Here is a 23,476-nt window from a genome sequence, read left to right as displayed (position 1 = left end):
GTTCCTGTTCTCGCCGTTCAGCCCGCTGCCGCCGCCGCGCGCACGGCGGCGCAGATCCGGGCCAGGTCCTCGTCGCCCGTCACGTACGGCGGCATCGTGTAGATCAGGTCCCGGAACGGGCGCAGCCACACGCCCTCCCGGACCGCCGCGCGCGTCGCCGCCGCCATGTCGACCGGGTGGTCGAGCTGGACGACGCCGATCGCACCGAGCACCCGTACCTCGCGCACCCCGGGGAGGTCGGCCGCGGGCGCGAGCCCCTCCCGCAGTCCGGCCTCGATCCGCTTGACCTCGACCTCCCAGTCCTGGGAGAGGAGCAGGTCGATCGAGGCCAGGGCCACCGCCGACGCCAGCGGGTTCCCCATGAACGTCGGCCCGTGCGCGAGCACCGGTACCTCGCCCCGTGAGATCCCGTCGGCCACCCGGCTCGTGCAGAGCGTCGCCGCCATCGACAGATAGCCGCCGGTCAGCGCCTTGCCCAGACACATCACATCGGGGGAGACGCCCGCCTGGTCCGCGGCGAACAGCGTGCCCGTCCGCCCGAACCCGGTGGCGATCTCGTCGAGGACGAGCAGCACGTCGTGTGCGTCGCAGGCCTCGCGGAGCACCCGCAGATACGCCGGGTCGTGGAAGCGCATGCCGCCCGCGCCCTGCACCACCGGCTCCACGACCACAGCGGCCAGTTCGTGCGCGTGCTTCCCGATCTCGGCGCGCAGCAGCTCGGCGTACGACTCCTCGTACGCGGCCGGAGGGGCGTCCACGAACACCTGCCGCTGGAGCACCCCCGTCCACAGCTCGTGCATCCCCCCCTCGGGGTCGCACACGGACATCGGCTGCCAGGTGTCCCCGTGGTAGCCGCCGCGCCAGGTGAGCAGCCGCTGCTTCTCGGGGCGGCCGAGGGAGCGCCAGTACTGGAGGCACATCTTGACCGCGACCTCGACGGACACGGAGCCCGAGTCGCTGAGGAAGACGTGTTGCAGCGGCCCGGGGGTGATCTCGACGAGCCGGGCGGCGAGCCGCACGGCCGGCTCGTGGGTGAGCCCGCCGAACATGACGTGGCTCATCCGCTCCAGCTGGCCGCGTACCGCCTCGTTGAGCACGGGGTGGTTGTAGCCGTGGACCGCCGACCACCAGGACGACATGCCGTCGACCAACTCGGCCTGGCCCTCGGCGGGTTCGGCGAGCCGGAGCCGTACACCGGAGGCGGACTCGACGACCAGCGGGTCCGTACGTCCCGGCATGGGGCCGTACGGATGCCAGACGTGCGCCCGGTCCAGGGTGAGGAGTTCGTCGTTGCGCACGGCCGTCACGCGTTCGGCGCGAGGTCCGTGCCGGCGCCCCGGCGCCGTACCGCCACCAGGTCGGTCCGGGCGTTGCCCGTGACGGTCTCCGCCTCCGCGGGAGCGGGCACCGCGTGACCGCCGCAGGGACCGCAGCCACCGCCCGCCTCCGCGTGCGAACCGCAACCCGCACCCGCGCCCTCGGCCGACGCGGACGAACCGCAACCCGCCGACGCGGCGGAGCCGCAGCCGCCGCCCGCCGCACCGGCGGCGGCGAGCGCGTCCGCACGGTGCCGGGGCAGCGTGGTCGTGCCCGCGCCCTCCACCTCGAAGCCCGCGTCCGCGATCATGTCCAGGTCGGCCTGGCCGGCCTGGCCCTCGCTCGTCAGGTAGTCGCCGAGGAAGATCGAGTTCGCGATGTTCAGGGCCAGCGGCTGCATCGAGCGCAGGTGCACCTCGCGGCCGCCCGCGATCCGGACCTCGACGTCGGGGCAGACGAACCGCACCATCGCGAGGATCCGCAGACAGCGCTGCGGGGTGAGGTTCCACTCCTTGGCGAGCGGGGTGCCCTCGAAGGGGATGAGGAAGTTGACCGGCACCGAGTCCGAGTCCAGCTCGCGCAGCGCGTACACGACGTCGACGAGGTCCTCGTCGCTCTCGCCCATGCCCGCGATCAGACCCGAGCAGGCCGACAGACCGGCGGCGTGCGCCTTCTGCACGGTGTCCACGCGGTCCGCGTAGGTGTGCGTCTTGGTGATTCCCCCGTACGTCGCCTCGGAGGTGTTCAGGTTGTGGTTGTACGCGTCGGCGCCGGCGTCCTTCAGCCGCTCCGCCTGCCCGTCCGAGAGGAGACCGAGGCAGGCGCACACCTCGACGCCCTCGTTCTGCTCCTTGATGGCCTCGATGGTCCGGCCCACCCGCTCCACGTCCCGGTCCGTCGGACCGCGGCCGCTCGCCACCAGACACACCCGCTTGGCGCCGCCCGCGACACCCGCCGCGGCGGCCTGGGAGGCCTCGTCGGGCTTCAGCCAGGTGTACTTGAGGATCTCGGCCTTGGAGCCGAGCCGCTGGGAGCAGTACGAGCAGTCCTCGGGGCACAGCCCGGACTTCAGGTTCACCAGGTAGTTGAGCTTCACCCGGCGCCCGAACCACTGGCGGCGCACCTTGCCGGCCGCCGCCACCACATCGAGCAGTTCGTCGTCGGAGGTCGCCAGGACGGCGAGCGCTTCTTCACGGGTCGGCAGCTCGCGCCGCAGCCCCTTCTCCACCAGCGTGTTCAGGAGGTCCATAACCGCTGATCCTTGCCTACCGCCCACCCCGGGGCCAAGGAGGAACCGAACAAACGCCCCCGATAGAGGTGTGTGGATGACCACATCCCGACCTCGGCACCCTCCGGTTAGGGTCTGTGCGCTGCCTACAAAAGGATCGCCGCATGTCACAGGCCGACGACGCACGGGCCGCGGGCCCGCGCCGTACCGCGTTCGACTGGACCGACGGCGAGGCGCGCCGCCGGGCGGAGGCCGGTCTCGTCCGGGTGCTGCGGCCCCGGCCGGCCGAGTCGGAGCTGCTGGACCTGGCGAGCAACGACTACCTCGGGCTCACCCGCCGCGCGGAGGTCACTGAGGCGGCGGCCGAGGCCGCGAGGCGCTGGGGCGCGGGCTCCACCGGCTCCCGGCTCGTCACCGGCACCACCCGGCTGCACACCCGCCTGGAGCGCGAACTCGCCGATTTCTGCGGTTTCGAGGCGGCCCTCGTCTTCTCCTCCGGCTACACCGCCAACCTCGCCGCCCTGACGGCGCTCGGCGGCCGGGACTCGCTGATCATCTCCGACGCGTCCAACCACGCCTCGATCGTCGACGGCTGCCGCCTCGCGCGCGCCGAGACGGCCGTCGTCCCGCACACCGACCCCGAGGCCGTGGCCAAGACCCTCGACGCGCATCCGGGGCGGCGGGCCCTGGTCGTCAGCGACTCCGTCTTCTCCGTCGACGGCGACAAGGCCCCGCTGCCGGAGCTCGCCTCGGCCTGCCGCGCGCACGGCGCCGGGCTCGTGGTGGACGACGCCCACGGCCTCGGCGTCCTCGGCGTTGGGGGCCGGGGCGCCCTCCACGAAGCCGGGCTCGCGGGCGACGAGGACGTCGTGGCCACGCTGACCCTCTCCAAGTCCCTCGGCAGCCAGGGCGGCGCCGTCCTCGGCCCGGCCCGGGTGATCGAGCACCTGGTGAACGCGGCCCGCACCTTCATCTTCGACACCGGGCTCGCCCCGGCCGCCGCGGGCGGCGCGCTGGCGAGCCTCCGGCTGCTGGCGGCCGAGCCGGGCCTCGCCGGGCGGGCCCGTACCGTCGCCACCACGCTGTACGGGCTGCTCACCGAGGCGGGCCTCACGGCGGCCCGGCCCGACGCGGCCGTGGTGTCGGTGCGCGCCCCCTCCCCCGAGGCTGCCCTGCGTTGGGCGGCGGACTGCCGCGAGCAGGGCCTCGCGGTCGGCTGCTTCCGGCCCCCGTCCGTACCCGACGGCATCTCGCGGCTGCGCCTCACGGCACGCGCCGATCTGACGGACGCGCAGATCGGGCGCGCGGTGGAGACGATCCTGAGGACCGCGCCCGCCGCCCGGCAGGGGTGAACGTCGGCCCAAGGGCGTTCCCGGGCACCATAGTTCACCGCTTCGGGCGACAGATGGGGACATATCTTGGTGGAACGCCGCCCGGCGCGGCACGATCGGTGGCACTCTGACGCGAAGCGCGATCCGGGGCAGCGGCCCCGGCGGGAAAGGGACAGCGTCGCCATGGCAGATCACCAGGAAGCATCTCTCACGCTGCCGAGCGACCCCGCCTCGGTCCCCACGGCCCGGCGGTACGTCGCGGACGTCCTCGCCGGCTGGGGCCTCGACGGCGCCGCGGACGTCGCGGACTCGATCCGTCTGATCGTCTCCGAACTGGCCACCAACGCCGTCCTCCACACCCTCGGCCAGTCGCCCACCTTCACGGTGGAGGTCCGCCTCGAGCGGGAGGAGCGGCTTCACATCGGCGTCACCGACAGCCACCCCCGCCGGCCCCGCCGCCTCCCGGCGGCGGTCCAGCAGGACAACGGCCGGGGCATGGTCATCATCCGTGTCCTGGCGGCGGAGGCGGGCGGCCGTCTCTCGGTCACTCCGACCGAGGACGGCGGCAAGACGGTCTGGATCACGATCCCGTGGACCGCGGCCCCCCTGGCGAGCTGCTAGCGCCTGTCCTCCGGGTCATCGGACGCGGCCGTAGTAGACCTTCGACGACCAGATCTTGTCGAGCTTCACCCAGGATCCCGACTTGGGCGAGTGCCAGATCTTGCCGCTGCCGGCGTAGATCCCCACGTGGTACACCCTCCCGCCGGAGTGGAAGAAGACCAGGTCCCCCTTCTGCCTGGTGGAGGCGGAGATGTGCTGGGTCTTGTTGTACTGCTGCTGCGCGGTACGGGGCAGCGACTTGCCCGCCTTCTTGTACGCGTAGAGCGTCAGACCGGAGCAGTCGAACCTGGAGGGTCCGGCGCTCCCGTAGCCGTACGGGGCTCCCTTCTTGGACGCGGCGACGCTCAGTGCCTTGTTCGCGTGCGTGGTGGCTGCCTGGGCCTCCGATGCCGCACCTGGTGCGAGCAGCGTGCCGCCGACGGCGGCGAGGGTGAGAGCCGAGACGGCTCCGGCCCGGGACAGCAGGGACGGGACGTGCATCTGCGCAGTCATGCGCAACCCTTCGTCAGCCGCCTGCGAAGGATGACCTGTCGGGTTCGGGCTGGCGAAGATGCCCGGCCGCGGTCGCGGCTTCACCCCAAGGGACGGCCCCGCTGCCGAAACAGCGCGTACGCCCCGTAAAAATCGGGTCCTCCACTCCTGCCGATCCACTCCTGTCGACCAGACGTCCGGGACAGCGGCAGGACTCGGCGTCCGCCCGGACCGCCCCGCCGCGGCGGCGGGGGCTTGTCGTCGACAGGGATCTTGACCCACACCCAGGGTGAAATCCGAGCTGAAACGGCGATATGTGAGGCTCCTCACGACTGATCCGTTCGGGTGGACAGGACGCATTCGTAATCTTCGGAGGTTTGGCCAACGAGCCCCGCACCAGGGGTGGAACGCCCCATTCCGCCAGATGTGTACACGTGGTGCGCAAGTCACCCAAGCTATTTGTCGACTCATCGACTACGCCGAACGAGGGAGTGTTTCTGCGGCACATGTCGGCCGTACGGACCTCGACACGACACGACGAAATGTCAACTCGCGCGTGGTCCCGGGACGGTGACCCGACCGGTCCTGCGATCCCCGTCCAACACCCGCAGAGCACGCGCCAATGTGTCCGCGTGCACCTCGCTCTCACCCCGTGCGTGCATCAGCGTCAGCGCTTCGCGCAGCGCCTCGGCCCGCCCCACCAGGGCCTGTGCCGCCCGTAGCGCTCCATAGGTATGCGTACCTCTGGATGGATTGATCTTCCCCAGGAGGTCGACGACTTCGAGGTACGCGTCGACGAGTTCACCCTCGGCCCGGGTCAGGGCCGGCAGCGGCGGCAGCTCGGGGACCACGGCCGGCTCACCGCGCCGCGCCGCCGCCGGTCGCGCGCCGGCTGGTGATCACATGATCCACCAGGCCGTACGCGACCGCAGCGGGCGCGTCCAGGACGGTCAGACGGTCCAGGTCGGCGTCGATCCGCTCCCGGGGCTGTCCCGTGTGCTCGGCGAACGCCCCGGCCACCAGGGCGCGCTGCCTGAGCAGTTCGCGCGCGTGGAGGTCGAGGTCGCTCGGCTGCCCCTGCATCGGCTCGTCCAGGGCGGGCTGACGGAGCGTGACCCGGGCGCCGGGGAGCATCAGCCGCTTGCCCGGGGTGCCCGCGGCGAGCAGGAGCGCGGCGGTGGAGGCGGCCTGGCCCAGGCAGGTGGTCTCCACGTCGCAGTGGAGCGAGCGCATCGTGTCGTAGACCGCGGTCGTCGCGGTGATGGAGCCGCCGGGGGAGTTGATGTAGAGCGAGACGTCCTGGCCCGGCGCCGCGTGGTCCAGATACAGGAGCTGGGCGATGACGTCGTTGGCCGAGGTCTCGTCGATGGGTGCCCCGAGGAAGACGATCCGGGACTCGAGGAGCCGGGAGTAGGGGTCGAGGGTCCGGGTTCCGTAGCTGGTCCGCTCCGTGAACTCGGGCAGGACGTGGCGAGCGTGCATGACGGGCACCTCCATCTGTAAAAAATGTACAGGACGTACAGGCCGTAAGATGGGGAGCATGACCTACGAGATCCCGGTGACGCAAGCGCGAGCCGAGCTCGCCGACCTCATCAACCGCGTCGTATACGGCGGCGAGCGGGTCGTCGTGACCCGCCACGGGAAGCCGCTCGTCGCCCTGGTCTCCGCCGCTGACCTGGAGGAACTCGAAGCGGCCGAGAAGCCCGCCGACGAGCAGGTGGTCAGCGCGGTCTCCCGCTTCCACCCGCTGGACTCCGCTGCCGGCGAACAGGGCCGCTTCGGTATCGCCGCACACCACCGCGAGCCCGGCGCCCCGTAGCTCCGACGATCATGAAAACGCAAAGCCGCAGTTAACGAGCCGGAAAAACTTCCGCCCTAACGTGCAATGTCTGACCACCTGCCGCGTCTCGGCAGCTCAACAGCGTGTTGACGGTCGGTAGGGTCCGCAGCTGTCCGGGTGTTCCCGGTCGACGACTGTGAGGTGGAAGAGTGCAACTGAGCCCGCACGAGCAGGAACGCCTGCTCATCCATGTGGCGGCGGACGTGGCCGAGAAGCGCCGGGCCAGGGGAGTGCGGCTCAACCACCCCGAGGCCGTCGCGCTCCTCACCTCCCACATCCTGGAGGGCGCCCGCGACGGCCGGACCGTCGCCGAGCTGATGGCCTCCGGGCGCAAGGTGCTCTCCCGCGCGGAGGTCATGGACGGCATCCCCGAGATGATCCACGACGTCCAGGTCGAGGCCACCTTCCCCGACGGCACCAAGCTCGTCACCGTCCACGACCCCATCGTCTGAACGGGCGCCGCCGATGATCCCCGGAGAGATCCTGTACGCGGACGGCCCCGTCGCCCTCAACGAGGGGCGCCCCGTCACCCGCCTGACCGTGCTGAACGCCGCCGACCGGCCCGTCCAGGTCGGCTCCCACTACCACTTCGCCGAGGTCAACCCCGGCCTGGAGTTCGACCGGGCCGCCGCGCACGGGCAGCGGCTGCACATCGCCGCCGGCACCGCCGTCCGCTTCGAACCCGGCATCCCCGTCGAGGTCGAACTCGTCCCCCTGGCAGGCCGCCGGATCGTGCCCGGCCTGCGCGGCGAGACGGCGGGCCCCCTAGCCCCGCCCAAGGCCGCCGACCGGCAGCGGGACGGCGGCGACCATGCCTGACCTCCACCGCGCCGTGTACGCCGACCTGTTCGGCCCCACCACCGGCGACCGCGTCCGGCTCGCCGACACCGACCTCCTCGTCGAGATCGAGGAGGACCGCAGCGGCGGCCCCGGCCGCGCCGGCGACGAGGCCGTCTTCGGCGGCGGCAAGGTCATCCGCGAGTCCATGGGCCAGGCCCGCACCACCCGCGCCGAAGGCGCCCCCGACACCGTGATCACCGGCGCCCTGATCATCGACCACTGGGGGATCGTCAAGGCCGACATCGGCATCAGGGACGGCCGGATCACCGCCCTCGGCAAGGCCGGCAACCCCGACACCATGGACGGCGTCCACCCCGACCTCGTCATCGGCCCCGAGACCGAGATCATCGTCGGCAACGGCAGGATCGTCACCGCCGGCGCCGTCGACGCCCACGTCCACTTCATCTCGCCCACCGTCGTCGAGCAGGCCCTCGCCACCGGCGTCACCACCCTCGTCGGCGGCGGCACAGGGCCGGCCGAGGGCACCAAGGCGACCACGGTCACCCCCGGCCCCTGGCACACGGCCCGGATGTTCGAGGCCCTCGACACCTTCCCCGTGAACATCGGACTGCTCGGCAAGGGCAACACCATGTCCCGGGAGGCCATGCACTCCCAACTGCGCGGCGGAGCCCTGGGGTTCAAGATCCACGAGGACTGGGGCGCCACCCCGGCCGTCATCGACGCCTGCCTGTCCGTCTGCGAGGAGACCGGCGCCCAGCTCGCCATCCACACCGACACCCTGAACGAGGGGGGCTTCGTCGGCGACACCCTCGCCGCCATCGCCGGACGCACCGTCCACGCGTACCACACCGAGGGCGCCGGCGGCGGGCACGCCCCCGACATCATCACGGTCGTCTCCGAGCCGTACGTCCTGCCCAGCTCCACCAACCCGACCCGGCCGCACACCGTCAACACCATCGAGGAACACCTCGACATGCTGATGGTCTGCCACCACCTCAACCCGGCCGTCCCCGAGGACCTCGCCTTCGCGGAGTCCCGGATCCGGCCCTCCACCATCGCCGCCGAGGACGTCCTCCACGACCTGGGCGCGATCTCGATCATCTCCTCCGACTCCCAGGCCATGGGCCGGATCGGCGAGGTGGTCATGCGGACCTGGCAGACCGCCCACGTCATGAAGAAGCGGCGCGGATCCCTGCCGGGGGACGGCCGCGCCGACAACCACCGGGTCCGCCGTTACGTCGCCAAATACACGATCAACCCGGCCGTCGCCCAGGGCATGGACCACCTCATCGGCTCGGTCGAGCCCGGCAAGCTCGCCGACCTGGTCCTCTGGGAGCCCGCCTTCTTCGGCGTCAAACCGCTCGTCGTCGTCAAGGGCGGCCAGATCGCGTACGCGCAGATGGGCGACGCCAACGCCTCCATCCCCACACCCCAGCCGGTCCTGCCCCGCCCCATGTTCGGCGCGCTCGGCAAAGCCGCGGCGGCCGGCTCGGTCAACTTCGTCGCCCAGGCGGCCATCGAGGACGACCTGCCGCGCAGGCTCGGGCTCCACAAGGAGTTCGCCGCCATCGGCTCCACCCGGCGGGTCACGAAGGCCGACATGCGCGAGAACGACGCCCTGCCCCGGGTCGAGGTCGACGCCGACACCTTCACGGTGACCATCGACGGCGAAGCGGTCGAACCCGCGCCCGCCGCCGAACTGCCCATGGCCCAGCGTTACTTCCTCTTCTGATGGGGTCTCGATCAGCGCTCCTCGTGCTCGCCGACGGACGGTTCCCCGCCGGCGGGCACGCCCACTCCGGCGGCGCCGAGGCCGCCGTCAAGGCCGGCCGCATCAAGGACGCGGGCGACCTGGAGTCCTTCTGCAGGGGCCGGCTCCACACCACAGGCCTCACCACGGCCGCCCTCGCCGCCGGAGCCGCGCACGGACTCGACCCGCTCGCACTCGACGCGGCGGCCGACGCCCGCACCCCCTCACCCGCCCTACGCGCCACCGCCCGCAGGCTCGGCCGCCAGCTGATGCGGGCCGCCCGCGCCACCTGGCCCAGCCCCGGACTCGACGCGCTCGCGGCTGCGTTCCCCCGCGGCGCCCACCAGCCCGTCGTCCTCGGCACCACCGCCCTGGCCGCCGGGCTCGGACCCGAGGACGCCGCGTACTGCGCCGTGTACGAGACGGTCGGCGGCCCCACCACCGCCGCCGTACGCCTCCTCAGCCTCGACCCCTACCAGGCCACCGCCGTCCTGGCCCGCCTCGCCCCCGAGATGGACGAGGTCGCCGAGCGCGCCACCGCCGCCGCCCGCGAGGGCGTCGACGCGCTGCCCGCCGCCTCCGCCCCCCTCCTCGACCTCACCGCCGATCAGCACGCGGCCTGGCCCGTCCGCCTGTTCGCCTCGTAACGCTCCGACAGGAGAACCATGCACCTCGACCACGGACACACCCACCACGGCGCCGTCTCCGCCGACGCCCACCGCCCCGACGGCACCCGCCGCGCCCTGCGCATCGGACTCGGCGGCCCCGTCGGCTCCGGCAAGACCGCCACCGTCGCCGCCCTCTGCCGGGAACTGCGCGACACCCTCTCCCTCGCCGTCGTCACCAACGACATCTACACCCGCGAGGACGCCGACTTCCTCCTCCGCAACGCCGTCCTGCCGCCCGAGCGGATCCAGGCAGTGGAGACCGGCGCCTGCCCGCACACCGCCATCCGCGACGACATCTCCGCCAACCTCGAAGCCGTCGAGGAACTGGAGGAGGCCGTGGGCCCGCTCGACCTCATCCTCGTCGAGTCCGGCGGCGACAACCTCACCGCCACCTTCTCCAAGGGCCTCGTCGACGCCCAGATCTTCGTCATCGACGTGGCCGGCGGCGACGACATTCCCCGCAAGGGCGGCCCCGGCGTCACCACCGCCGACCTCCTCGTCGTCAACAAGACCGACCTCGCCCCCCACGTCGGCTCCGACCTGGAGCGGATGGCCCGCGACGCCAAGGAACAGCGCGGCGAACTGCCCGTCGCCTTCACCTCGCTGCGCGCCGAGAACGGCGTCGCCCCCGTCGCCGACTGGGTCCGCGCCCAGCTCGTGGCCTGGACCGCGTGAGCCTGCGCGCCACGGCCCGGATCGCCGCCGACGCCGACGGCGGGCTGCCGCTCCTCGTGAGCGACGGGCCGCTCGCCCTGCGCCGTACCAGAGCGGCCGGACCGTACAACCGGGTCACCGTCGTCGGGGCGATGAGCGCCCCGCTCGGCGGTGACCGGCTGGCCGTCGAGACCGAGGTACGGGACGGGGCCCGGCTCCTGGTCGACGCGGCCGCCGCGACCCTCGCCCTGCCGGGCCGGACCGCCGAGCCCGCCGCGTACGACGTCCGGCTCACCGTCGGCGAGGAGGGCGTCCTGCGCTGGCTGCCCGAACAGCTGGTCTCCGTCGACGGCTCGGACCTGCGGCTGCGTACCGTCGTCGAACTCGCCGCCACGGCACGGCTCGTCCTGCGGGAGGAGCAGATCCTCGGCCGCCACGGAGAACCGCCCGGCACCCTCGTCAGCCGCCTCACCGTCCGCCGCGCCGGACGCCCCCTCCTCGACCAGGAGCTGGCGTACGGCCCCGGTGCCCCCGGCGGCTGGGACGGCGGCGCCGTCCTCGGCGGCCACCGGGCCACCGGACAACTCCTCGTCGTCGAGCCCGACTTCGCGGAGAAGCCGGTCGCGCCCCGGCTCCTCGGCGAGCACGCCGCGATCACCCCGCTCGCGGGACCCGCCGCCCTCGCCACCGCCGTCGCCCCCGACGCCCTGGCCCTGCGCCGCCTCCTCGACGAGGCCCTGGAGCTGCTCGCGCCCGCCTGAGCCGGACAAGGCGGCTCACCGCTCAGCGGAACACCGTCACCGGTTATGGGTTCGGCAAAGAAACACCCGTACGGGCTTACGTCGTGCTGCCCACGGACGAAAGGATCACCCGGACAGAACGACACCTACAGGGGGAGTACTTGTGCGACGTACGGCAGCACTCGGTTCGGCCGGCACTCTGATAGCGGGCACGCTCGTCGTGGGCGCGCTCACGGCCCCGGCGGCCAACGCCGAAAGCAACCGCCATCTGCGGGACGCCGAGGCGATCGGTGTCGCCGTCGCCGCGGCGCGGGCCGCCCAGGCGGGCATCGACTGGCAGGACTGCCCGGCCGACTGGGGCCTGGAGAAGCCGATCCAGTGCGGCTGGGTCACCGTCCCCGTCGACTACGCGAAGCCGAACGGCAAGAAGATCAAGATCGCGGTCGACCGGATCGGCGCCACCGGCACGCCCGCCGAGCGCCAGGGCGCGCTCCTCTACAACCCCGGCGGCCCCGGCGGCTCAGGCCTGCGCTTCCCGCGCCGGGTCACCACCAAGAACGCGATCTGGGCGAACACCGCCAAGGCCTACGACTTCGTCGGCTTCGACCCGCGCGGCGTCGGCAAGTCGGCCCCCATCTCCTGCGTCGACCCGACCGAGTTCGTCAAGGGCCCCAAGCTCGACCCGGTCCCCGACAGCGAGGCCGACAAGCGCGCGCAGCGCAAGCTCGCCGCCGGGTACGCCGAGGGGTGCGCGGAGAAGAACGGCGACCTCCTGCCGCACATCAACACCCTCAACACCGCCCGCGACCTCGACGTCGTCCGCGCCGCCCTCGGCGAGAAGAAGCTCAACTTCGTCGGCGTCTCCTACGGCACCTACCTCGGCGCGGTCTACGGCACGCTCTTCCCGACCCACGTCCGCCGCATGGTCCTCGACAGCGTCGTCAACCCGTCGACGCGCAAGATCTGGTACGAGGCCAACCTCGACCAGGACATCGCCTTCGAGGGCCGCCTCAAGGACTGGATGACCTGGGTCGCCCAGCACGACGCCACCTACCACCTCGGCGACACCCACGCGGAGGTCCGGCAGCAGTGGGACACCCTGCGCGCCGCCGCCAAGAAGGCGCCCCTCGGCGGCAAGGTCGGCCCCGCCGAACTCATCGCCTTCTTCCAGAACGCGCCCTACTACGACTCCATGTGGGCCCCGGTGGCCGAGGCCTGGAGCGCGTACGCCGCCGGTGACCCCCAGCCGCTCATCGAGTCGGCCGCGGCCGACCTCACCGACACCGCGGGCAACGCCGCGGCGGAGAACGGCAACGCCGTCTACACCGCCGTCGAGTGCGCCGACGCGCCCTGGCCCACCAGCTGGAAGAAGTGGGACCGGGACAACAGCCGGCTCCACAAGGAGTACCCCTTCATGACCTGGGCCAACGCGTGGATGAACCTGCCCTGCGCCACCTGGTCCACCCCGCGCCAGCGGCCGACCGAGGTGAAGACCGGCAAGGGCCTGCCGCCGGTGCTCATCACCCAGGCCGAGCGCGACGCCGCCACCCCGTACGGCGGCGCCGTCGAACTGCACAAGCGCTTCAAGGGCTCGCGCCTGATCACGGAGAAGGACGCCGGCTCGCACGGCATCACCAACCTGGTCAACCCGTGCCTCAACACCAAGGTCGAGGCCTACCTGCTGACCGGGAAGCTGGACGCCAGGGACCAGACCTGCGCTCCGCACGCCACCCCGCAGCCGTAACGGCCCGCACCACCGGTCGGGGGGAGGGGCGGCCGTCCCTCCCCCCGACCCGCGTTCACCGCCGGGCCGCCAGCCAGGCGTCCTCCGTCGCGTAGTCGAAGAAGTCCACCCCGTACTTCGCGAGCCCGGGGAAGGCCTCCCGCCACTCCCGCCCCGCCAGGTGTCCGGCCAGCCACTCGACCGTCTCCGGCAGCGAATCCGCGTACGACACCACCGGCCGGTATCCCAACTCCCGCTGGGCCGCCGCCATGTCGTAGACGATCGGATGCGGTGAGGCCCACGGCGTGAGCCCCACGGGTCCCTCCGGCTCCCCCTCGATCAGCACCGTCTCGCTCGTGGCGCCCATGACCGCGTCGATCGCCGCCCCGATCTCCGCCACCGTCGGCGCCTCCGGGTCGGCGCCGTTGAGCACCCGGCTGCCCGGCTTCGCCGCCGCGAGCCGGACCAGCTCTGCCAGGTTGTCCACGTGGGCCGGGTGGAACCGTGACGTGCCGCCGTACGCGAGGGGCCGCCACGGCCGCCCGTCGAGCACCCGCTTCACGAACCACAGCTCGCGCGGCCCCGGGCAGTACGGCCCGTGGACGGCGCCCGCTCGCAGCAGCGTCGTCGGCAGCGCGTCGCCCATGGCGAGGAGCTCCCGCTCCAGGGCCACCTTCCGCGTGCTGTACGAGGTGTCGCCCGGCGCGACCGTCCGCCAGTCCTCCGCGACCGGCACCGGGTAGGCCGGGAAGCCGTCCGGCTCGTCCTGCGTGTCGAAGCTGCGGCCCCTCTCGTCCTCGTAGACGGCGCCGCTCGACACCACCACCGCCGAACCGATCCGGTCGGCGAGCCCGGCCAGCTGCCTGCCGTGTCCGCCGTCGTACGCGACGATGTCGACGAGCACGTCACAGCCGTCGCCGAGCCCCGCCGCGAGTGCGCCCTCCTCGGTACGGTCGAGCCGCACCGACCGGACCTCGTCCGGCCACCTCTCGTCCCTGGCGCCGCCCCGCGAGGCGGCCGTCACCTCCCAGCCGTCCGCGACGAGGGCCCGCACGGCCGCCCGCCCCACCTGTCCCGACGCACCCAGCACGAACGCGTTTCCCTTGATCATGGAGGCGACGCTACGGGCGCCAGGCCCCGCGGCCCAGGTCATTGCGCCGTGCGCGGATCCGCCCTCAGCGTTCCTCCCGGGGGAACTTTCGCGGGGGCTCCCCGTCCGCCTCCTCGGCCTTCACCACCGCCGCGTAGTCGTCCACGTACTCCTGGCCGGACAGACGGAGAATCTCGTACATGATCTCGTCGGTCACCGCGCGGACCACCGCCCGCTCACCCGCGGACCCGGCGAACCGCGAGAAGTCCAGCGGCTCCCCGAACCGGATGGTGACCCGGCGGATCCGAGGCACGACCTTCCCCGGCGGCTGGATCTCGAACGTCCCCACCATCGCGCAGGGCACCACCGGCACCCCGGCCGTCAGCGCCATCACCGCCACGCCCACCTTCCCCTTGTACAGCCGCCCGTCGTGCGAACGCGTCCCCTCCGGATAGATACCGAGCAGCTCGCCGCGGTCGAGCACGCCGAGCCCCTCACGGATCGCCGCCTTCCCGGCCTCCTTCCCCGACCGGTCGACCGGGATCTGCCCGGCCGCCCGGAAGAACGCGGCCGTGAGCCGGCCCTTGATCCCCGGCCCCGTGAAGTACTCCTGCTTCGCGAGGAAGGTGATCCGCCGATCGAGCACCACCGGCATCAGGAAGTGATCGGAGAAGGAGAGGTGGTTGCCCGCGACGATCGCCGCGCCGTCCTCCGGGACGTGTTCGAGCCCCTCGATCCGCGGCCGGAACAGCAGCCTCAGAAACGGCCCGAGCAGTACGTACTTCAACAGGTGGTAGAACACCCGCAACCCCCGTTCGTCGTCCGTCAAGCCCGTTGTATACACGTGCGGCCCCGTGGTCCACTGGTGGGGGAGCGTCACCATGACCGGCGAGCGTGGAACCAGACGCCCCGGCCGCGTCCTCACCGCGTTCCTCTGCGCGCTGACGGCGGCCGGGCTGTACGGCTGCTCCGACTCGGGCGGATCCAAACCCACCCCGGTACCGACTCCCTCGCCCGCCACGACGGCGCCCGCGCCCACGACACCCGCGCCCACCGGCCGATCGCCCTTCACCGGACTGCCCGCGCGGCCCGCGCCGGTCCTCGCCGTCAAGATCGACAACGTGGCCGCGGCCCGCCCCCACACCGGACTCGGCGCGGCCGACCTCGTCTACGTCGAACAGGTCGAGGGCGGAGCCACCCGGCTCCTCGCCGTGTACTCCTCCCGCCTCCCCGACCTCGCGGGACCCGTCCGCAGCGCCCGCGAATCCGACATCGAGCTGCTCAGGACCTTCGGCCGGCCGGTCCTCGCCTACTCGGGCGCGCAGTCCGCGCTGAATCCGGTGATCGCCGCCGCACCCCTCCACCCGATCACCGAGTCCACCGCCCCCGGTGCCTTCCGGCGCTCCCCGGACCGGCCCGCCCCGCACAACCTCTACCTGCGGCCCGAGCGGGCCCTCGCCACCGACCCGGGAGCCCCGAACGCGCAGGACATCGGCTTCCGCTTCGGGCCCGCCCCGGGCGGCTCCACGGTCGACTCCGAGACCGTCCGCTTCCCGGCGGCCCGCTACACCTTCACCTGGTCCGCCGCCGACCGGAGCTGGCGGGTGGCGATGGACGGCCGGGCGGCCCGTACCACCGACACCGGACCGCTGAACCCGTCCACGGTCGTCGTCCAGCGGGTCGCCGTCCGCGCCTCCGACTACCACGACCGGTCCGGCGCGGTCTCCCCGTACACCGAGACCGTCGGCAGCGGCACCGCGCTCGTCCTGCGCGACGGACGCGCCCACGAGGCCCGCTGGTCCCGGCCCTCGGCGTCGGCGGGCACCACCTTCACCACCCCGGGCGGCGCGCCCCTCGCCTTCGCGCCGGGACAGGTCTGGGTGGTCCTCGCCCCCAAGGGCTGAAGGGCCGGAAAGCTCAAGGGCCCGCCGGACCAAGGCCCGCAGGCCGACAAGCTCAAGGACCCGCGGGCCCCGGGCCCGTCGGCGGGCGGCGGCGGGGGCCGGCCGGGCCCGCGCTGTCCGACGCGGCCATCCCGATCGTGGCCACTCCGAGCACCACCCAGCCGAACCAGAGCCAGCCGCTGCTGCCCAGCGCCACCGTGTACGCCGTCGTCAGCACCAACGCGGCGCAGGTGAGCACCGCCATCGTCTTCGTGGGACCGGACATCAGTCCGCCCTCCTCCCGACCGAGGCCACGCAGGCCGTCCCGACCATCGTGACCCCCCGAGAGGGGCGCGCGCTACTCCCCGGACGCTCCGGCGTGCGCCGGAAAGCGGATTCCGGTCAGCGCCCGCGCGCCTGGAGCGAGGCCAGGTACGCGTTGTACGCCTCCAGCTCCTTGTCCCCGTCCCGGTCGGCCGCCCGGTCCTGGCGGACCGCCTGCCGCTGCTCGGAGTGGTACCACTGGTAGACGAGCGCGATCAGCACGAGCACCGACGGGATCTCGCTGAACGCCCAGGCGATGCCGCCCGCCGCGTTCTGGTCGGCGAGCGCGTCGATCCCCAGGGAGGCCGGCGGACTCGCGTACGCCTTGACCATCGGCTCCGACGCCATCATCAGCGCGATGCCGAAGAAGGCGTGGAACGGCATGCCCGCGAACAGCTCCAGCATCCGCATCACGTAACCCGGCCGGTGCGGACCCGGGTCCACGCCCATGATCGGCCAGAAGAAGACCACGCCCACCATCAGGAAGTGGACCATCATCCCGATGTGGCCGGGCTTCGAGCCCATCAGGAAGTCGAAGAGCGGCGTGAAGTACAGCGCGTACAGGCTCGCGATGAACATCGGGATCGTGAAGCCGGGGTGCGTGATCACCTTGATGTACCGGCTGTGCAGCAGCTTCAGGAGCAGCTCGCGCGGCCCCGTCGAACCGCGGCCCGCCACCGGCAGCGCCCGCAGCGCGAGCGTCACCGGCGCGCCGAGGAGCAGCAGGATCGGCGACAGCATGGAGATCACCATGTGCTGCACCATGTGCACGCTGAACATGACCATGCCGTAGTCGTTGAGCTTGGTGCACATGACGAGGGCGACGCTCAGCACACCGACCGTGAAGAACACCGTCCGGCTCAGGGGCCACGCGTCCCCGCGCCGCCGCAGCCGCGCCACGCCCCACCCGTACAGACCGAGCGCCGCGAGGCAGCCGATCAGGAAGAAGGGGTCGGGAGAGAACTCCAGGCCCCGTCCCAGCGTGAACGGCGGCAGATCCGTCATCATGCCGTGCCCGCTGTGATCCATCGTGTGCACTCCTGGAGCCCGATTCGCGCTTGTTGTCCGCACCAGACTAGAACCGCCCCCGGCCGCGACCGCGACCGGGGGCGGATGTCACCTGAGGGTGACGGTCAGAGCACGCACTCCGCCTCGGCGTAGCGGTCGGCCGGGACCGTCTTGAGGGTCTCCACGGCCTGGGCCAGCGGAACCATCTCGATCTCCGTGCCGCGCAGCGCGGTCAGCATGCCGAACTCGCCGCGGTGCGCCGCCTCGACCGCGTGCCATCCGAAGCGGGTCGCGAGGACGCGGTCGTACGCGGTCGGGGTGCCGCCGCGCTGGACGTGCCCGAGGATCACCGGGCGGGCCTCCTTGCCGAGCCGCCGCTCCAGCTCCACGGAGAGCTGGTTGGCGACGCCGGTGAACCGCTCGTGGCCGTAGATGTCGGTGCCGGCGGTCTTGAACTCCATCGAGCCCTCACGCGGCTTCGCGCCCTCGGCGACGACGACGATCGCGAAGCGCTTGCCGTCGGCGAAGCGGGCGCCGACCCGGGCGGTCAGCTCGTCCATGTCGAAGGGGCGCTCGGGGACGACGACGGCGTGCGCGCCGGCGGCCATGCCGGAGTGCAGCGCTATCCAGCCGGTGTGACGGCCCATGACCTCGACGACGAGGACCCGCTGGTGGGACTCGGCGGTGGTCTTCAGCCGGTCGAGGGCCTCGGTGGCGACGGTCACGGCCGTGTCGAAGCCGAAGGTGACGTCGGTGGAGGCGATGTCGTTGTCGATGGTCTTCGGGACGCCGACGATCGGGAGGCCCGCCTCGGACAGCAGGTTCGCCGCCTTCAGGGTGCCCTCGCCGCCGATCGGGATGATCGCGTCGAGCCCCAGGTCGGCGACGTGGCCGCGGGCGCGCTCGACGCCGTCGACCAGGTGCGCGGGCTGGACCCGCGAGGAGCCGAGGATGGTGCCGCCGCGGGCCAGGATGCCGCCCACCGCTTCGAGGTCGAGCTTGCGGTAGTCGGCCTCCAGGAGGCCCTTCCACCCGTCGAGGAAGCCGATGACCTCGTCGCCGTGGTCGACGACGGCGCGGTGCACGACGGAACGGATGACAGCGTTCAGACCGGGGCAGTCTCCGCCGGAGGTGAGCACACCAATGCGCATAGCCCATAAACCTTTGCAACGTGGGCCGACTCCCGGACCACGTCGTCCGGCTGGATTCCCGCCACCCTATCGCCGCAGGGTGGCGGGGCCGAACCGGATGTCCGCACAGTGGACAACGTACGTTCGTACGAGAGAAGGACGGCGGCGGCGCCCGGGACGGCTCAGGCGGGCTGCGTGGCCGCCGCGATGCGCTCGGCGCGCAGCGCCTCGTACCAGCGGTCGTCGGTCGGCGGCAGCGCGTTCACGTCGAGGGCCAGCTTCAGGAGCAGGTCCGCGATCTGCGGGTTGCGGGCCATGACGGGGCCGTGCATGTACGTACCGAAGACGGTGTCGTTGTACGCGCCCTCGGTGCCGTCGCCGGTCCCGTTGCCGTTGCCGAAGACGGTCCGGGCGAACGGCCGGGCCGTCGGGCCGAGATGGGTGATGCCCTGGTGGTTCTCGAAGCCCGTCAGCTGGGGGAGGCCGAGGCGCGGGTCGATGTCCGCGAGGACGTCGCCGACGCACCGCTGGCCCTCGCCGCGGGTCGAGATCACGTCGATGAGACCGAGACCGGCCTCCCGCTCGCCGATGTCGTTGATGAACTCGTGGCCCAGGATCTGGTAGCCGGCGCAGACCGAGAAGATGATCGCGCCGTTGGAGGCGGCCCGGCTCAGGCCGCCGTCCCGCCGCAGCCGCTCGGCCGCGAGCCGCTGCGGTCGGTCCTCGCCGCCGCCGATCAGGTAGATGTCGCCCGAGGTCGGCACCGGCTGGTCGCTGCGGACGTCGACGCGCTCGACGCTGAGGCCGCGCTGTTCGGCCCGGCGCTGGACGACCAGGACGTTGCCCTGGTCGCCGTAGGTGCTGAGCAGGTCCGGGTAGACCCAGACCAGGCGCAGGCTGCTGTCACTCATGCTGCAAGTCCTCTACGGGTCAGTTGCCGACGCGGCGGCGGACGTCCTGGAAGGCGGTGTAGTTGGCGATCAGCTCGATCTGCCCGGGCGGGGCCATCGCGACGGCCTCGTCGAGGGTCTCGCAGACGCGGAAGTCCACGCCCGCGACCTCCAGGCGGACCGCGAGGTCCAGCTTCCGGTCGCCGATCACCATGATCGGGTGGCCGGCGAGCCGGCCGTAGTCCACGTCCCACAGCCAGGAGGTGTCCGTCCCGTCGGCGCCGCGCGCGTTGACGGAGAGGATCACCGGCGCGGGCGGCCCGTCGATGAGGGAGAACGTCTCGAGCCAGCCGGCCGGGTTCTTCGCGAGCAGCAGACGCAGGTCGCGGCCCTGGAAGGAGACCACGTCGTAGCGTCCGGCGACGGCCTGCACCTGGTACATGCGCTCCAGGGCCACCTGCGGCGGCACCCCGAAGACGGCGGCGACGGCGGCCGAGCTGGTGGCGTTCGCCTTGTTGGCGCGGCCGGGCAGCTGGAGCCGGATCGGCCAGGCCGAACCGTGCGGGTCGAGCACGTGGTCGCCGCTGAGCGCCCAGCTCGGGGCAGGACGGCGGAAGCCGCACTCGCCGCAGAACCAGTCGTCGCCCGGGCGCTGCATCACACCGCCGCAGGCGGGGCACGACCAGGCGTCGTCCTTCCACTCCTGGCCCGCGGCCACCCACACCACGTTGGGGGAGGAGGAGGCGGCCCACACGATGAGCGGGTCGTCGGCGTTGGCGACGACGACGGCCTTGGTGCCGCTGAGACCCTCGCGCCACTTCTCGGCGAGCATCCGGGTCTCGGCGGCGCGGTCGAGCTGGTCGCGGGAGAGGTTGAGCAGCGCGATGACCTTCGGCGTGGTGTCGCGGGCGACTCCGGCGAGGTACTTCTCGTCGACCTCGATCACGCCGTACTTCGAGTCCGAGCCGCCGGCCAGCGCCGAGGTGATGCCGGCGGGCATGTTGGCGCCGAGGGCGTTCGAGACGACGGGGCCGGCGGCGCGCAGGGCCTCCGCGATCAGCCGGGTCGTCGTCGTCTTGCCGTTGGTCGCCGACACCAGGACGACGTCCAGATGCTGCGCGAGCCGGCCCAGGAGGTCGGGGTCGAGCCTCAGCGCGACCTTGCCGCCGATCACCGATCCGCTGCCGCGCCCCGCCGCACGCGACACCGCGGCCGCGGCCCTGCCCGCCGTCACGGCCAGCTTGGCGCGCGGCGACAGCGGCTCTGGATTACCGGGGTGTCCTGACATCGTTCTTGTTCCTCCTCGCGTCGGTCCGGGCTCAGCCTATCGAGATCCGGCCAGCAGCCCGAACAGCGGCACCGCCGAGCGACCGTGCGAAACAGCCAGGTCACGGCGGACCGTACCCTTACCGCCATGCGAAACCGCCCCATCCCCGGCAGTTCCGGCCGCGTCCGCGCGATGACCCTGCTCGGCGATCCCGTGCTGCACCGTCCCTGTGCGCCCGTCACCGAGTTCGGGCCCGAACTGGCCCGGCTCGTCGAGGACTTGTTCGCCACGATGTACGCGGCGAACGGCGTGGGCCTCGCGGCGAACCAGGTGGGCGTGGGCCTGCGCGTCTTCGTCTACGACTGCCCCGACGACGAGGAGAACCGCCATCTGGGCCATGTGGTGAACCCGCGCCTGGTGGAGGCGGACGGCGACGTGATCCGGGGCCCGGAGGGCTGCCTCTCGCTGCCGGGCCTCGAAGCCCCGACGCCCCGTCACGACCGCGCGGTGGTCGAGGGCGTACGGGCGGACGGGACGCCGGTACGGGTCGAGGGCACGGGTTTCTTCGCCCGCTGCCTCCAGCACGAGACGGACCACCTGGAGGGCCGGGTCTACGCGGACCGGGTCACGGGGTGGCGCAAGTCACGTCTCCTCAGGTCGATCCGCAAGGAGCCGTGGGGGGCCGGAGCGGGCGTCCTGGAGTCCTAGAACCCGGGTCCGCCGGGGCGGTCGTCGGCCTGGGCGAGGCGGCCCCAGAGGAGGTCCGCGAGGCTGCGGACGAGTTCGGCGCGGTCGCAGGGCCGCTCGCCGAGCCACCAGTCGCCGGCCGCGTGCATCATGCCGACGATGCCGTGACCCCAGATCCGGGCCTGGGCCTCGGCTGCGGGGCCCAGGTCGACGCGCTCGGCGATGACCTGGCCGAGCTCCTCGCCCATGCGGCGGAGCAGCGGGGCGGAGTGGCGGCCGACGTCGAAGCCCTGCTCGGTCTGGTGCGTCTCCTCCGCCGGGTGCATGAGGAAGCGGTAGACCTGGGGCATCGCCTCGATCGACGCGAGATAGGTGTCGAGGGTGGCCTCGACGCGGCGGCGCCGGTCGGCGGGCGCGTCGAGCGCGGCCCGCAGGGCGGAGAGGAGGGCGTCCGTGTGCCGGATGGCGAGGGCGCGGTACAGGCCGCCCTTGTCGCCGAAGTGGCGGTAGAGGATCGGCTTGGTGATGCCGGCCTCGGCCGCGATCGCGTTCATGGAGGCCTTGGGGCCGTCCCGGAGCACCACCCGGTCCGCCGCCTCCAGCAGCTCGCGGCGCCGCTGCTCGGCGGGCGTCTGCTGGCCGGTGGTCCGGTGTGCGATGTCCATAGCGTGTCTCCCCGCCCGTGCGATTCCGTGAGGCTGTCGCAACGTAACACCCGCTCGGTCTCCGGTGCTGGCCGGGCCGAGGGCTCCGCTGCTGGTTGACAGCCCATACCCACCGGTAACAGACTGTTGTTACCGCAAGTAACGTACTCCGTGGAGGGAACATGGGCGAGTTCACGCTCGAACTCAACGAGGACCAGAAGCAGGTCCGCGACTGGCTCCACGGCTTCGCCGCCGATGTGATGCGCCCCGCGGCCGCCGAATGGGACGAGCGTGAGGAGACTCCCTGGCCGATCATCCAGGAAGCGGCCAAGCTCGGCATCTACTCGCTCGACTTCTACGCCCAGCAGTTCTTCGACCCCACCGGCCTCGGCATCCCGATGGCGATGGAGGAGTTCTTCTGGGGCGACGCCGGCATCGCCCTCTCCATCGTCGGTACGGGCCTCGCCGCCGTCGGCGTCCTCGCCAACGGCACCGAGGAGCAGATCGGCACCTGGGTCCCGCAGATGTACGGCGACGCCACCGACGTCAAGGTAGCGGCGTTCTGCTCCTCCGAGCCCGACGCCGGCTCGGACGTCGCCTCCATGCGGACCCGGGCCGTGTACGACGAGGCCAAGGACGAGTGGGTGCTCAACGGCACCAAGACCTGGGCGACCAACGGCGGCATCGCCAACGTCCACGTCGTCGTCGCCGTCGTCGACGCCGAACTGGGCTCCAAGGGCCACGCCTCCTTCATCGTCCCGCCGAACACCCCCGGCCTGTCCCAGGGCCAGAAGTTCCAGAAGCACGGCATCCGCGCCTCCCACACCGCCGAGGTCGTCCTGGAGGACGTCCGCGTCCCCGGGCACTGCCTCCTCGGCGGCAAGGAGAAGCTGGACGAGCGCCTCGCCCGGGCCCGCGAGAAGGCCAAGACGGGTGGCGAGCGTGTGAAGAACGCCGCCATGGCCACCTTCGAGGCCTCCCGCCCCGCGGTCGGCGCCATGGCCGTCGGCACCGCCCGCGCCGCGTACGAGGTGGCCCTCGACTACGCGAAGACCCGCGTGCAGTTCGGCCGGCCGATCATCGAGAACCAGGGTGTCGCCTTCCAGCTCGCCGACATGGCCACGCAGATCGACGCGGCCCGCCTCCTCGTCTGGCGCGCCTCCTGGATGGCCACGGCGGGCAAGCCCTTCACGGCGGCCGAGGGCTCCATGTCCAAGCTGTACGCCAGCGAGGTCGCCAAGCAGGTCACCGCCCAGGCCATCCAGATCCTCGGCGGCAACGGCTACACCCGCGAGTACCCGGTCGAGCGGATGCACCGCGACGCCGCGATCTACACCATCTTCGAGGGCACCAGCGAGATCCAGCGCATGGTGATCAGCCGCGCGCTCGCGAAGTAGCGGGCCCCGTCG

26 protein-coding genes and 1 riboswitch are annotated in these 23,476 nt (G+C 72.3%); of the genes, 13 read left to right on the top strand and 13 right to left on the bottom strand.

Features of this window, described 5'->3' with window-relative positions; translation table 11 throughout:
* Positions 1–17: 17 nt before the first annotated feature.
* Together ABT034_RS22445 and bioB are read right to left on the bottom strand one after the other, a co-directional pair.
* Positions 18–1,238 (bottom strand): adenosylmethionine--8-amino-7-oxononanoate transaminase, encoded by a 1,221-nt coding sequence (locus ABT034_RS22445; RefSeq protein WP_351218043.1) that lies wholly within the window; start codon positions 1,236–1,238, stop codon positions 18–20.
* 65 nt (positions 1,239–1,303) lie between these two features.
* The gene (gene bioB / locus ABT034_RS22440; RefSeq protein ID WP_351217856.1) at positions 1,304–2,566 is read right to left on the bottom strand and encodes a biotin synthase BioB; all 1,263 of its coding nucleotides are present in this window, start codon (positions 2,564–2,566) and stop codon (positions 1,304–1,306) included.
* Between the two features lie 143 nt (positions 2,567–2,709).
* On the opposite strand from bioB, the gene ABT034_RS22435 reads away from it, so the two are divergent.
* Together ABT034_RS22435 and ABT034_RS22430 are read left to right on the top strand one after the other, a co-directional pair.
* The gene (locus ABT034_RS22435; protein WP_351217854.1) at positions 2,710–3,897 is read left to right on the top strand and encodes an 8-amino-7-oxononanoate synthase; all 1,188 of its coding nucleotides are present in this window, start codon (positions 2,710–2,712) and stop codon (positions 3,895–3,897) included.
* Between the two features lie 162 nt (positions 3,898–4,059).
* A complete protein-coding gene (locus ABT034_RS22430; protein ID WP_351217852.1) occupies positions 4,060–4,497 on the top strand; it encodes an ATP-binding protein in 438 nt (145 codons plus the stop codon).
* 15 nt (positions 4,498–4,512) lie between these two features.
* Here the strand turns inward: ABT034_RS22430 and ABT034_RS22425 are convergent, their stop codons facing one another.
* From ABT034_RS22425 to ABT034_RS22415, 3 genes are all read right to left on the bottom strand, one after another.
* Positions 4,513–4,989, bottom strand: coding sequence for a C40 family peptidase (locus ABT034_RS22425; RefSeq protein ID WP_351217850.1), 477 nt, complete (start codon positions 4,987–4,989; stop codon positions 4,513–4,515).
* Between the two features lie 3 nt (positions 4,990–4,992).
* Positions 4,993–5,123: riboswitch (cyclic di-AMP (ydaO/yuaA leader) on the bottom strand.
* A 390-nt stretch (positions 5,124–5,513) separates the two neighbouring features.
* A complete protein-coding gene (locus ABT034_RS22420) occupies positions 5,514–5,819 on the bottom strand; it encodes a hypothetical protein (RefSeq protein WP_351217848.1) in 306 nt (101 codons plus the stop codon).
* Between the two features lie 7 nt (positions 5,820–5,826).
* Complete coding sequence (locus ABT034_RS22415) at positions 5,827–6,450, bottom strand: ATP-dependent Clp protease proteolytic subunit (protein ID WP_351217846.1); 624 nt, start codon at positions 6,448–6,450, stop codon at positions 5,827–5,829.
* Between the two features lie 58 nt (positions 6,451–6,508).
* Here ABT034_RS22415 and ABT034_RS22410 point away from each other — a divergent pair, with 58 nt between their 5' ends.
* The 8 genes from ABT034_RS22410 (at position 6,509) to ABT034_RS22375 (ending at position 13,165) form a co-directional block, all read left to right on the top strand.
* Positions 6,509–6,787 (top strand): type II toxin-antitoxin system Phd/YefM family antitoxin, encoded by a 279-nt coding sequence (locus ABT034_RS22410; RefSeq protein WP_351217844.1) that lies wholly within the window; start codon positions 6,509–6,511, stop codon positions 6,785–6,787.
* Between the two features lie 170 nt (positions 6,788–6,957).
* Complete coding sequence (locus ABT034_RS22405) at positions 6,958–7,260, top strand: urease subunit gamma (protein ID WP_351217842.1); 303 nt, start codon at positions 6,958–6,960, stop codon at positions 7,258–7,260.
* Positions 7,261–7,273: 13 nt separating this feature from the next.
* Positions 7,274–7,627 (top strand): urease subunit beta, encoded by a 354-nt coding sequence (locus ABT034_RS22400; RefSeq protein WP_351217840.1) that lies wholly within the window; start codon positions 7,274–7,276, stop codon positions 7,625–7,627.
* Positions 7,620–9,341 carry an urease subunit alpha gene (locus ABT034_RS22395; RefSeq protein WP_351217838.1) on the top strand — a complete coding sequence of 574 codons (1,722 nt, stop codon included), beginning with the start codon at positions 7,620–7,622 and terminating at the stop codon, positions 9,339–9,341. Before ABT034_RS22400 ends, ABT034_RS22395 begins: the two co-directional genes overlap by 8 nt.
* A complete protein-coding gene (locus ABT034_RS22390) occupies positions 9,341–10,006 on the top strand; it encodes an urease accessory protein UreF (protein WP_351217836.1) in 666 nt (221 codons plus the stop codon). The genes ABT034_RS22395 and ABT034_RS22390 overlap by 1 nt, the downstream gene beginning before the upstream one ends.
* A gap of 18 nt (positions 10,007–10,024) precedes the next feature.
* A complete protein-coding gene (gene ureG / locus ABT034_RS22385) occupies positions 10,025–10,702 on the top strand; it encodes an urease accessory protein UreG (RefSeq protein WP_351217834.1) in 678 nt (225 codons plus the stop codon).
* Positions 10,699–11,442: an urease accessory protein UreD gene (locus tag ABT034_RS22380; protein ID WP_351217833.1), complete on the top strand. Its 744-nt coding sequence runs from the start codon at positions 10,699–10,701 to the stop codon at positions 11,440–11,442. Before ureG ends, ABT034_RS22380 begins: the two co-directional genes overlap by 4 nt.
* Before the next feature lie 142 nt (positions 11,443–11,584).
* The gene (locus tag ABT034_RS22375) at positions 11,585–13,165 is read left to right on the top strand and encodes an alpha/beta hydrolase (RefSeq protein WP_351217831.1); all 1,581 of its coding nucleotides are present in this window, start codon (positions 11,585–11,587) and stop codon (positions 13,163–13,165) included.
* Positions 13,166–13,220: 55 nt separating this feature from the next.
* On the opposite strand, the gene ABT034_RS22370 is transcribed toward ABT034_RS22375, so the two are convergent.
* The gene (locus ABT034_RS22370) at positions 13,221–14,255 is read right to left on the bottom strand and encodes an NAD-dependent epimerase/dehydratase family protein (RefSeq protein WP_351217829.1); all 1,035 of its coding nucleotides are present in this window, start codon (positions 14,253–14,255) and stop codon (positions 13,221–13,223) included.
* 64 nt (positions 14,256–14,319) lie between these two features.
* The gene (locus tag ABT034_RS22365) at positions 14,320–15,036 is read right to left on the bottom strand and encodes a lysophospholipid acyltransferase family protein (protein ID WP_351218041.1); all 717 of its coding nucleotides are present in this window, start codon (positions 15,034–15,036) and stop codon (positions 14,320–14,322) included.
* Between the two features lie 79 nt (positions 15,037–15,115).
* On the opposite strand from ABT034_RS22365, the gene ABT034_RS22360 reads away from it, so the two are divergent.
* Positions 15,116–16,138 carry a DUF3048 domain-containing protein gene (locus ABT034_RS22360; RefSeq protein ID WP_351217827.1) on the top strand — a complete coding sequence of 341 codons (1,023 nt, stop codon included), beginning with the start codon at positions 15,116–15,118 and terminating at the stop codon, positions 16,136–16,138.
* Between the two features lie 52 nt (positions 16,139–16,190).
* Here the strand turns inward: ABT034_RS22360 and ABT034_RS22355 are convergent, their stop codons facing one another.
* The 5 genes from ABT034_RS22355 to ABT034_RS22335 all read right to left on the bottom strand — a co-directional run bounded on the left by ABT034_RS22355 (position 16,191) and on the right by ABT034_RS22335 (position 20,757).
* Positions 16,191–16,403, bottom strand: coding sequence for a hypothetical protein (locus tag ABT034_RS22355; protein ID WP_351218051.1), 213 nt, complete (start codon positions 16,401–16,403; stop codon positions 16,191–16,193).
* Between the two features lie 116 nt (positions 16,404–16,519).
* On the bottom strand, positions 16,520–17,470 hold the full coding sequence (locus ABT034_RS22350; protein WP_351217825.1) for a cytochrome c oxidase assembly protein: 951 nt from the start codon (positions 17,468–17,470) through the stop codon (positions 16,520–16,522).
* Between the two features lie 104 nt (positions 17,471–17,574).
* A complete protein-coding gene (locus tag ABT034_RS22345; protein ID WP_351217823.1) occupies positions 17,575–18,600 on the bottom strand; it encodes a 6-phosphofructokinase in 1,026 nt (341 codons plus the stop codon).
* 161 nt (positions 18,601–18,761) lie between these two features.
* A complete protein-coding gene (locus ABT034_RS22340) occupies positions 18,762–19,490 on the bottom strand; it encodes a type 1 glutamine amidotransferase (RefSeq protein WP_351217821.1) in 729 nt (242 codons plus the stop codon).
* A gap of 19 nt (positions 19,491–19,509) precedes the next feature.
* Positions 19,510–20,757 carry a Mur ligase family protein gene (locus tag ABT034_RS22335; protein ID WP_351217819.1) on the bottom strand — a complete coding sequence of 416 codons (1,248 nt, stop codon included), beginning with the start codon at positions 20,755–20,757 and terminating at the stop codon, positions 19,510–19,512.
* A 126-nt stretch (positions 20,758–20,883) separates the two neighbouring features.
* Between ABT034_RS22335 and def the strand changes: the two genes are divergently transcribed.
* A complete protein-coding gene (def, locus tag ABT034_RS22330; protein ID WP_351217817.1) occupies positions 20,884–21,444 on the top strand; it encodes a peptide deformylase in 561 nt (186 codons plus the stop codon).
* On the opposite strand, the gene ABT034_RS22325 is transcribed toward def, so the two are convergent.
* Positions 21,441–22,088, bottom strand: a complete 648-nt coding sequence (locus ABT034_RS22325; protein WP_351217815.1) for a TetR/AcrR family transcriptional regulator — start codon at positions 22,086–22,088, stop codon at positions 21,441–21,443. The genes def and ABT034_RS22325 overlap by 4 nt on opposite strands.
* Before the next feature lie 161 nt (positions 22,089–22,249).
* On the opposite strand from ABT034_RS22325, the gene ABT034_RS22320 reads away from it, so the two are divergent.
* Positions 22,250–23,464, top strand: coding sequence for an acyl-CoA dehydrogenase family protein (locus ABT034_RS22320; RefSeq protein WP_351217813.1), 1,215 nt, complete (start codon positions 22,250–22,252; stop codon positions 23,462–23,464).
* Positions 23,465–23,476: the final 12 nt, after the last annotated feature.

This window comes from Streptomyces sp. NPDC002773 (assembly GCF_040295605.1).
Classification (GTDB): domain Bacteria; phylum Actinomycetota; class Actinomycetes; order Streptomycetales; family Streptomycetaceae; genus Streptomyces.
Note: the sequence above shows the minus strand (reverse complement) of the source record. Positions and strands in the feature narration are given on the sequence as shown.

Bases quoted from the DNA above. Each gene is read 5' to 3' on its own strand.
- ABT034_RS22415 (WP_351217846.1), bottom strand. From the start codon at position 6,450: ATGCACGCTCGCCACGTCCTGCCCGAGTTCACGGAGCGGACCAGCTAC.
- ABT034_RS22395 (WP_351217838.1), top strand. From the start codon at position 7,620: ATGCCTGACCTCCACCGCGCCGTGTACGCCGACCTGTTCGGCCCCACC.
- def (WP_351217817.1), top strand. From the start codon at position 20,884: ATGCGAAACCGCCCCATCCCCGGCAGTTCCGGCCGCGTCCGCGCGATG.
- ABT034_RS22445 (WP_351218043.1), bottom strand. From the start codon at position 1,238: ATGCCGGGACGTACGGACCCGCTGGTCGTCGAGTCCGCCTCCGGTGTA.
- ABT034_RS22435 (WP_351217854.1), top strand. From the start codon at position 2,710: ATGTCACAGGCCGACGACGCACGGGCCGCGGGCCCGCGCCGTACCGCG.
- ABT034_RS22350 (WP_351217825.1), bottom strand. From the start codon at position 17,470: ATGGATCACAGCGGGCACGGCATGATGACGGATCTGCCGCCGTTCACG.
- ABT034_RS22340 (WP_351217821.1), bottom strand. From the start codon at position 19,490: ATGAGTGACAGCAGCCTGCGCCTGGTCTGGGTCTACCCGGACCTGCTC.
- ABT034_RS22410 (WP_351217844.1), top strand. From the start codon at position 6,509: ATGACCTACGAGATCCCGGTGACGCAAGCGCGAGCCGAGCTCGCCGAC.
- ABT034_RS22360 (WP_351217827.1), top strand. From the start codon at position 15,116: ATGACCGGCGAGCGTGGAACCAGACGCCCCGGCCGCGTCCTCACCGCG.
- ABT034_RS22325 (WP_351217815.1), bottom strand. From the start codon at position 22,088: ATGGACATCGCACACCGGACCACCGGCCAGCAGACGCCCGCCGAGCAG.
- ABT034_RS22345 (WP_351217823.1), bottom strand. From the start codon at position 18,600: ATGCGCATTGGTGTGCTCACCTCCGGCGGAGACTGCCCCGGTCTGAAC.
- ABT034_RS22430 (WP_351217852.1), top strand. From the start codon at position 4,060: ATGGCAGATCACCAGGAAGCATCTCTCACGCTGCCGAGCGACCCCGCC.
- ABT034_RS22370 (WP_351217829.1), bottom strand. From the start codon at position 14,255: ATGATCAAGGGAAACGCGTTCGTGCTGGGTGCGTCGGGACAGGTGGGG.
- ABT034_RS22390 (WP_351217836.1), top strand. From the start codon at position 9,341: ATGGGGTCTCGATCAGCGCTCCTCGTGCTCGCCGACGGACGGTTCCCC.
- ABT034_RS22335 (WP_351217819.1), bottom strand. From the start codon at position 20,757: ATGTCAGGACACCCCGGTAATCCAGAGCCGCTGTCGCCGCGCGCCAAG.
- ureG (WP_351217834.1), top strand. From the start codon at position 10,025: ATGCACCTCGACCACGGACACACCCACCACGGCGCCGTCTCCGCCGAC.
- ABT034_RS22425 (WP_351217850.1), bottom strand. From the start codon at position 4,989: ATGACTGCGCAGATGCACGTCCCGTCCCTGCTGTCCCGGGCCGGAGCC.
- ABT034_RS22320 (WP_351217813.1), top strand. From the start codon at position 22,250: ATGGGCGAGTTCACGCTCGAACTCAACGAGGACCAGAAGCAGGTCCGC.
- ABT034_RS22355 (WP_351218051.1), bottom strand. From the start codon at position 16,403: ATGTCCGGTCCCACGAAGACGATGGCGGTGCTCACCTGCGCCGCGTTG.
- bioB (WP_351217856.1), bottom strand. From the start codon at position 2,566: ATGGACCTCCTGAACACGCTGGTGGAGAAGGGGCTGCGGCGCGAGCTG.
- ABT034_RS22400 (WP_351217840.1), top strand. From the start codon at position 7,274: ATGATCCCCGGAGAGATCCTGTACGCGGACGGCCCCGTCGCCCTCAAC.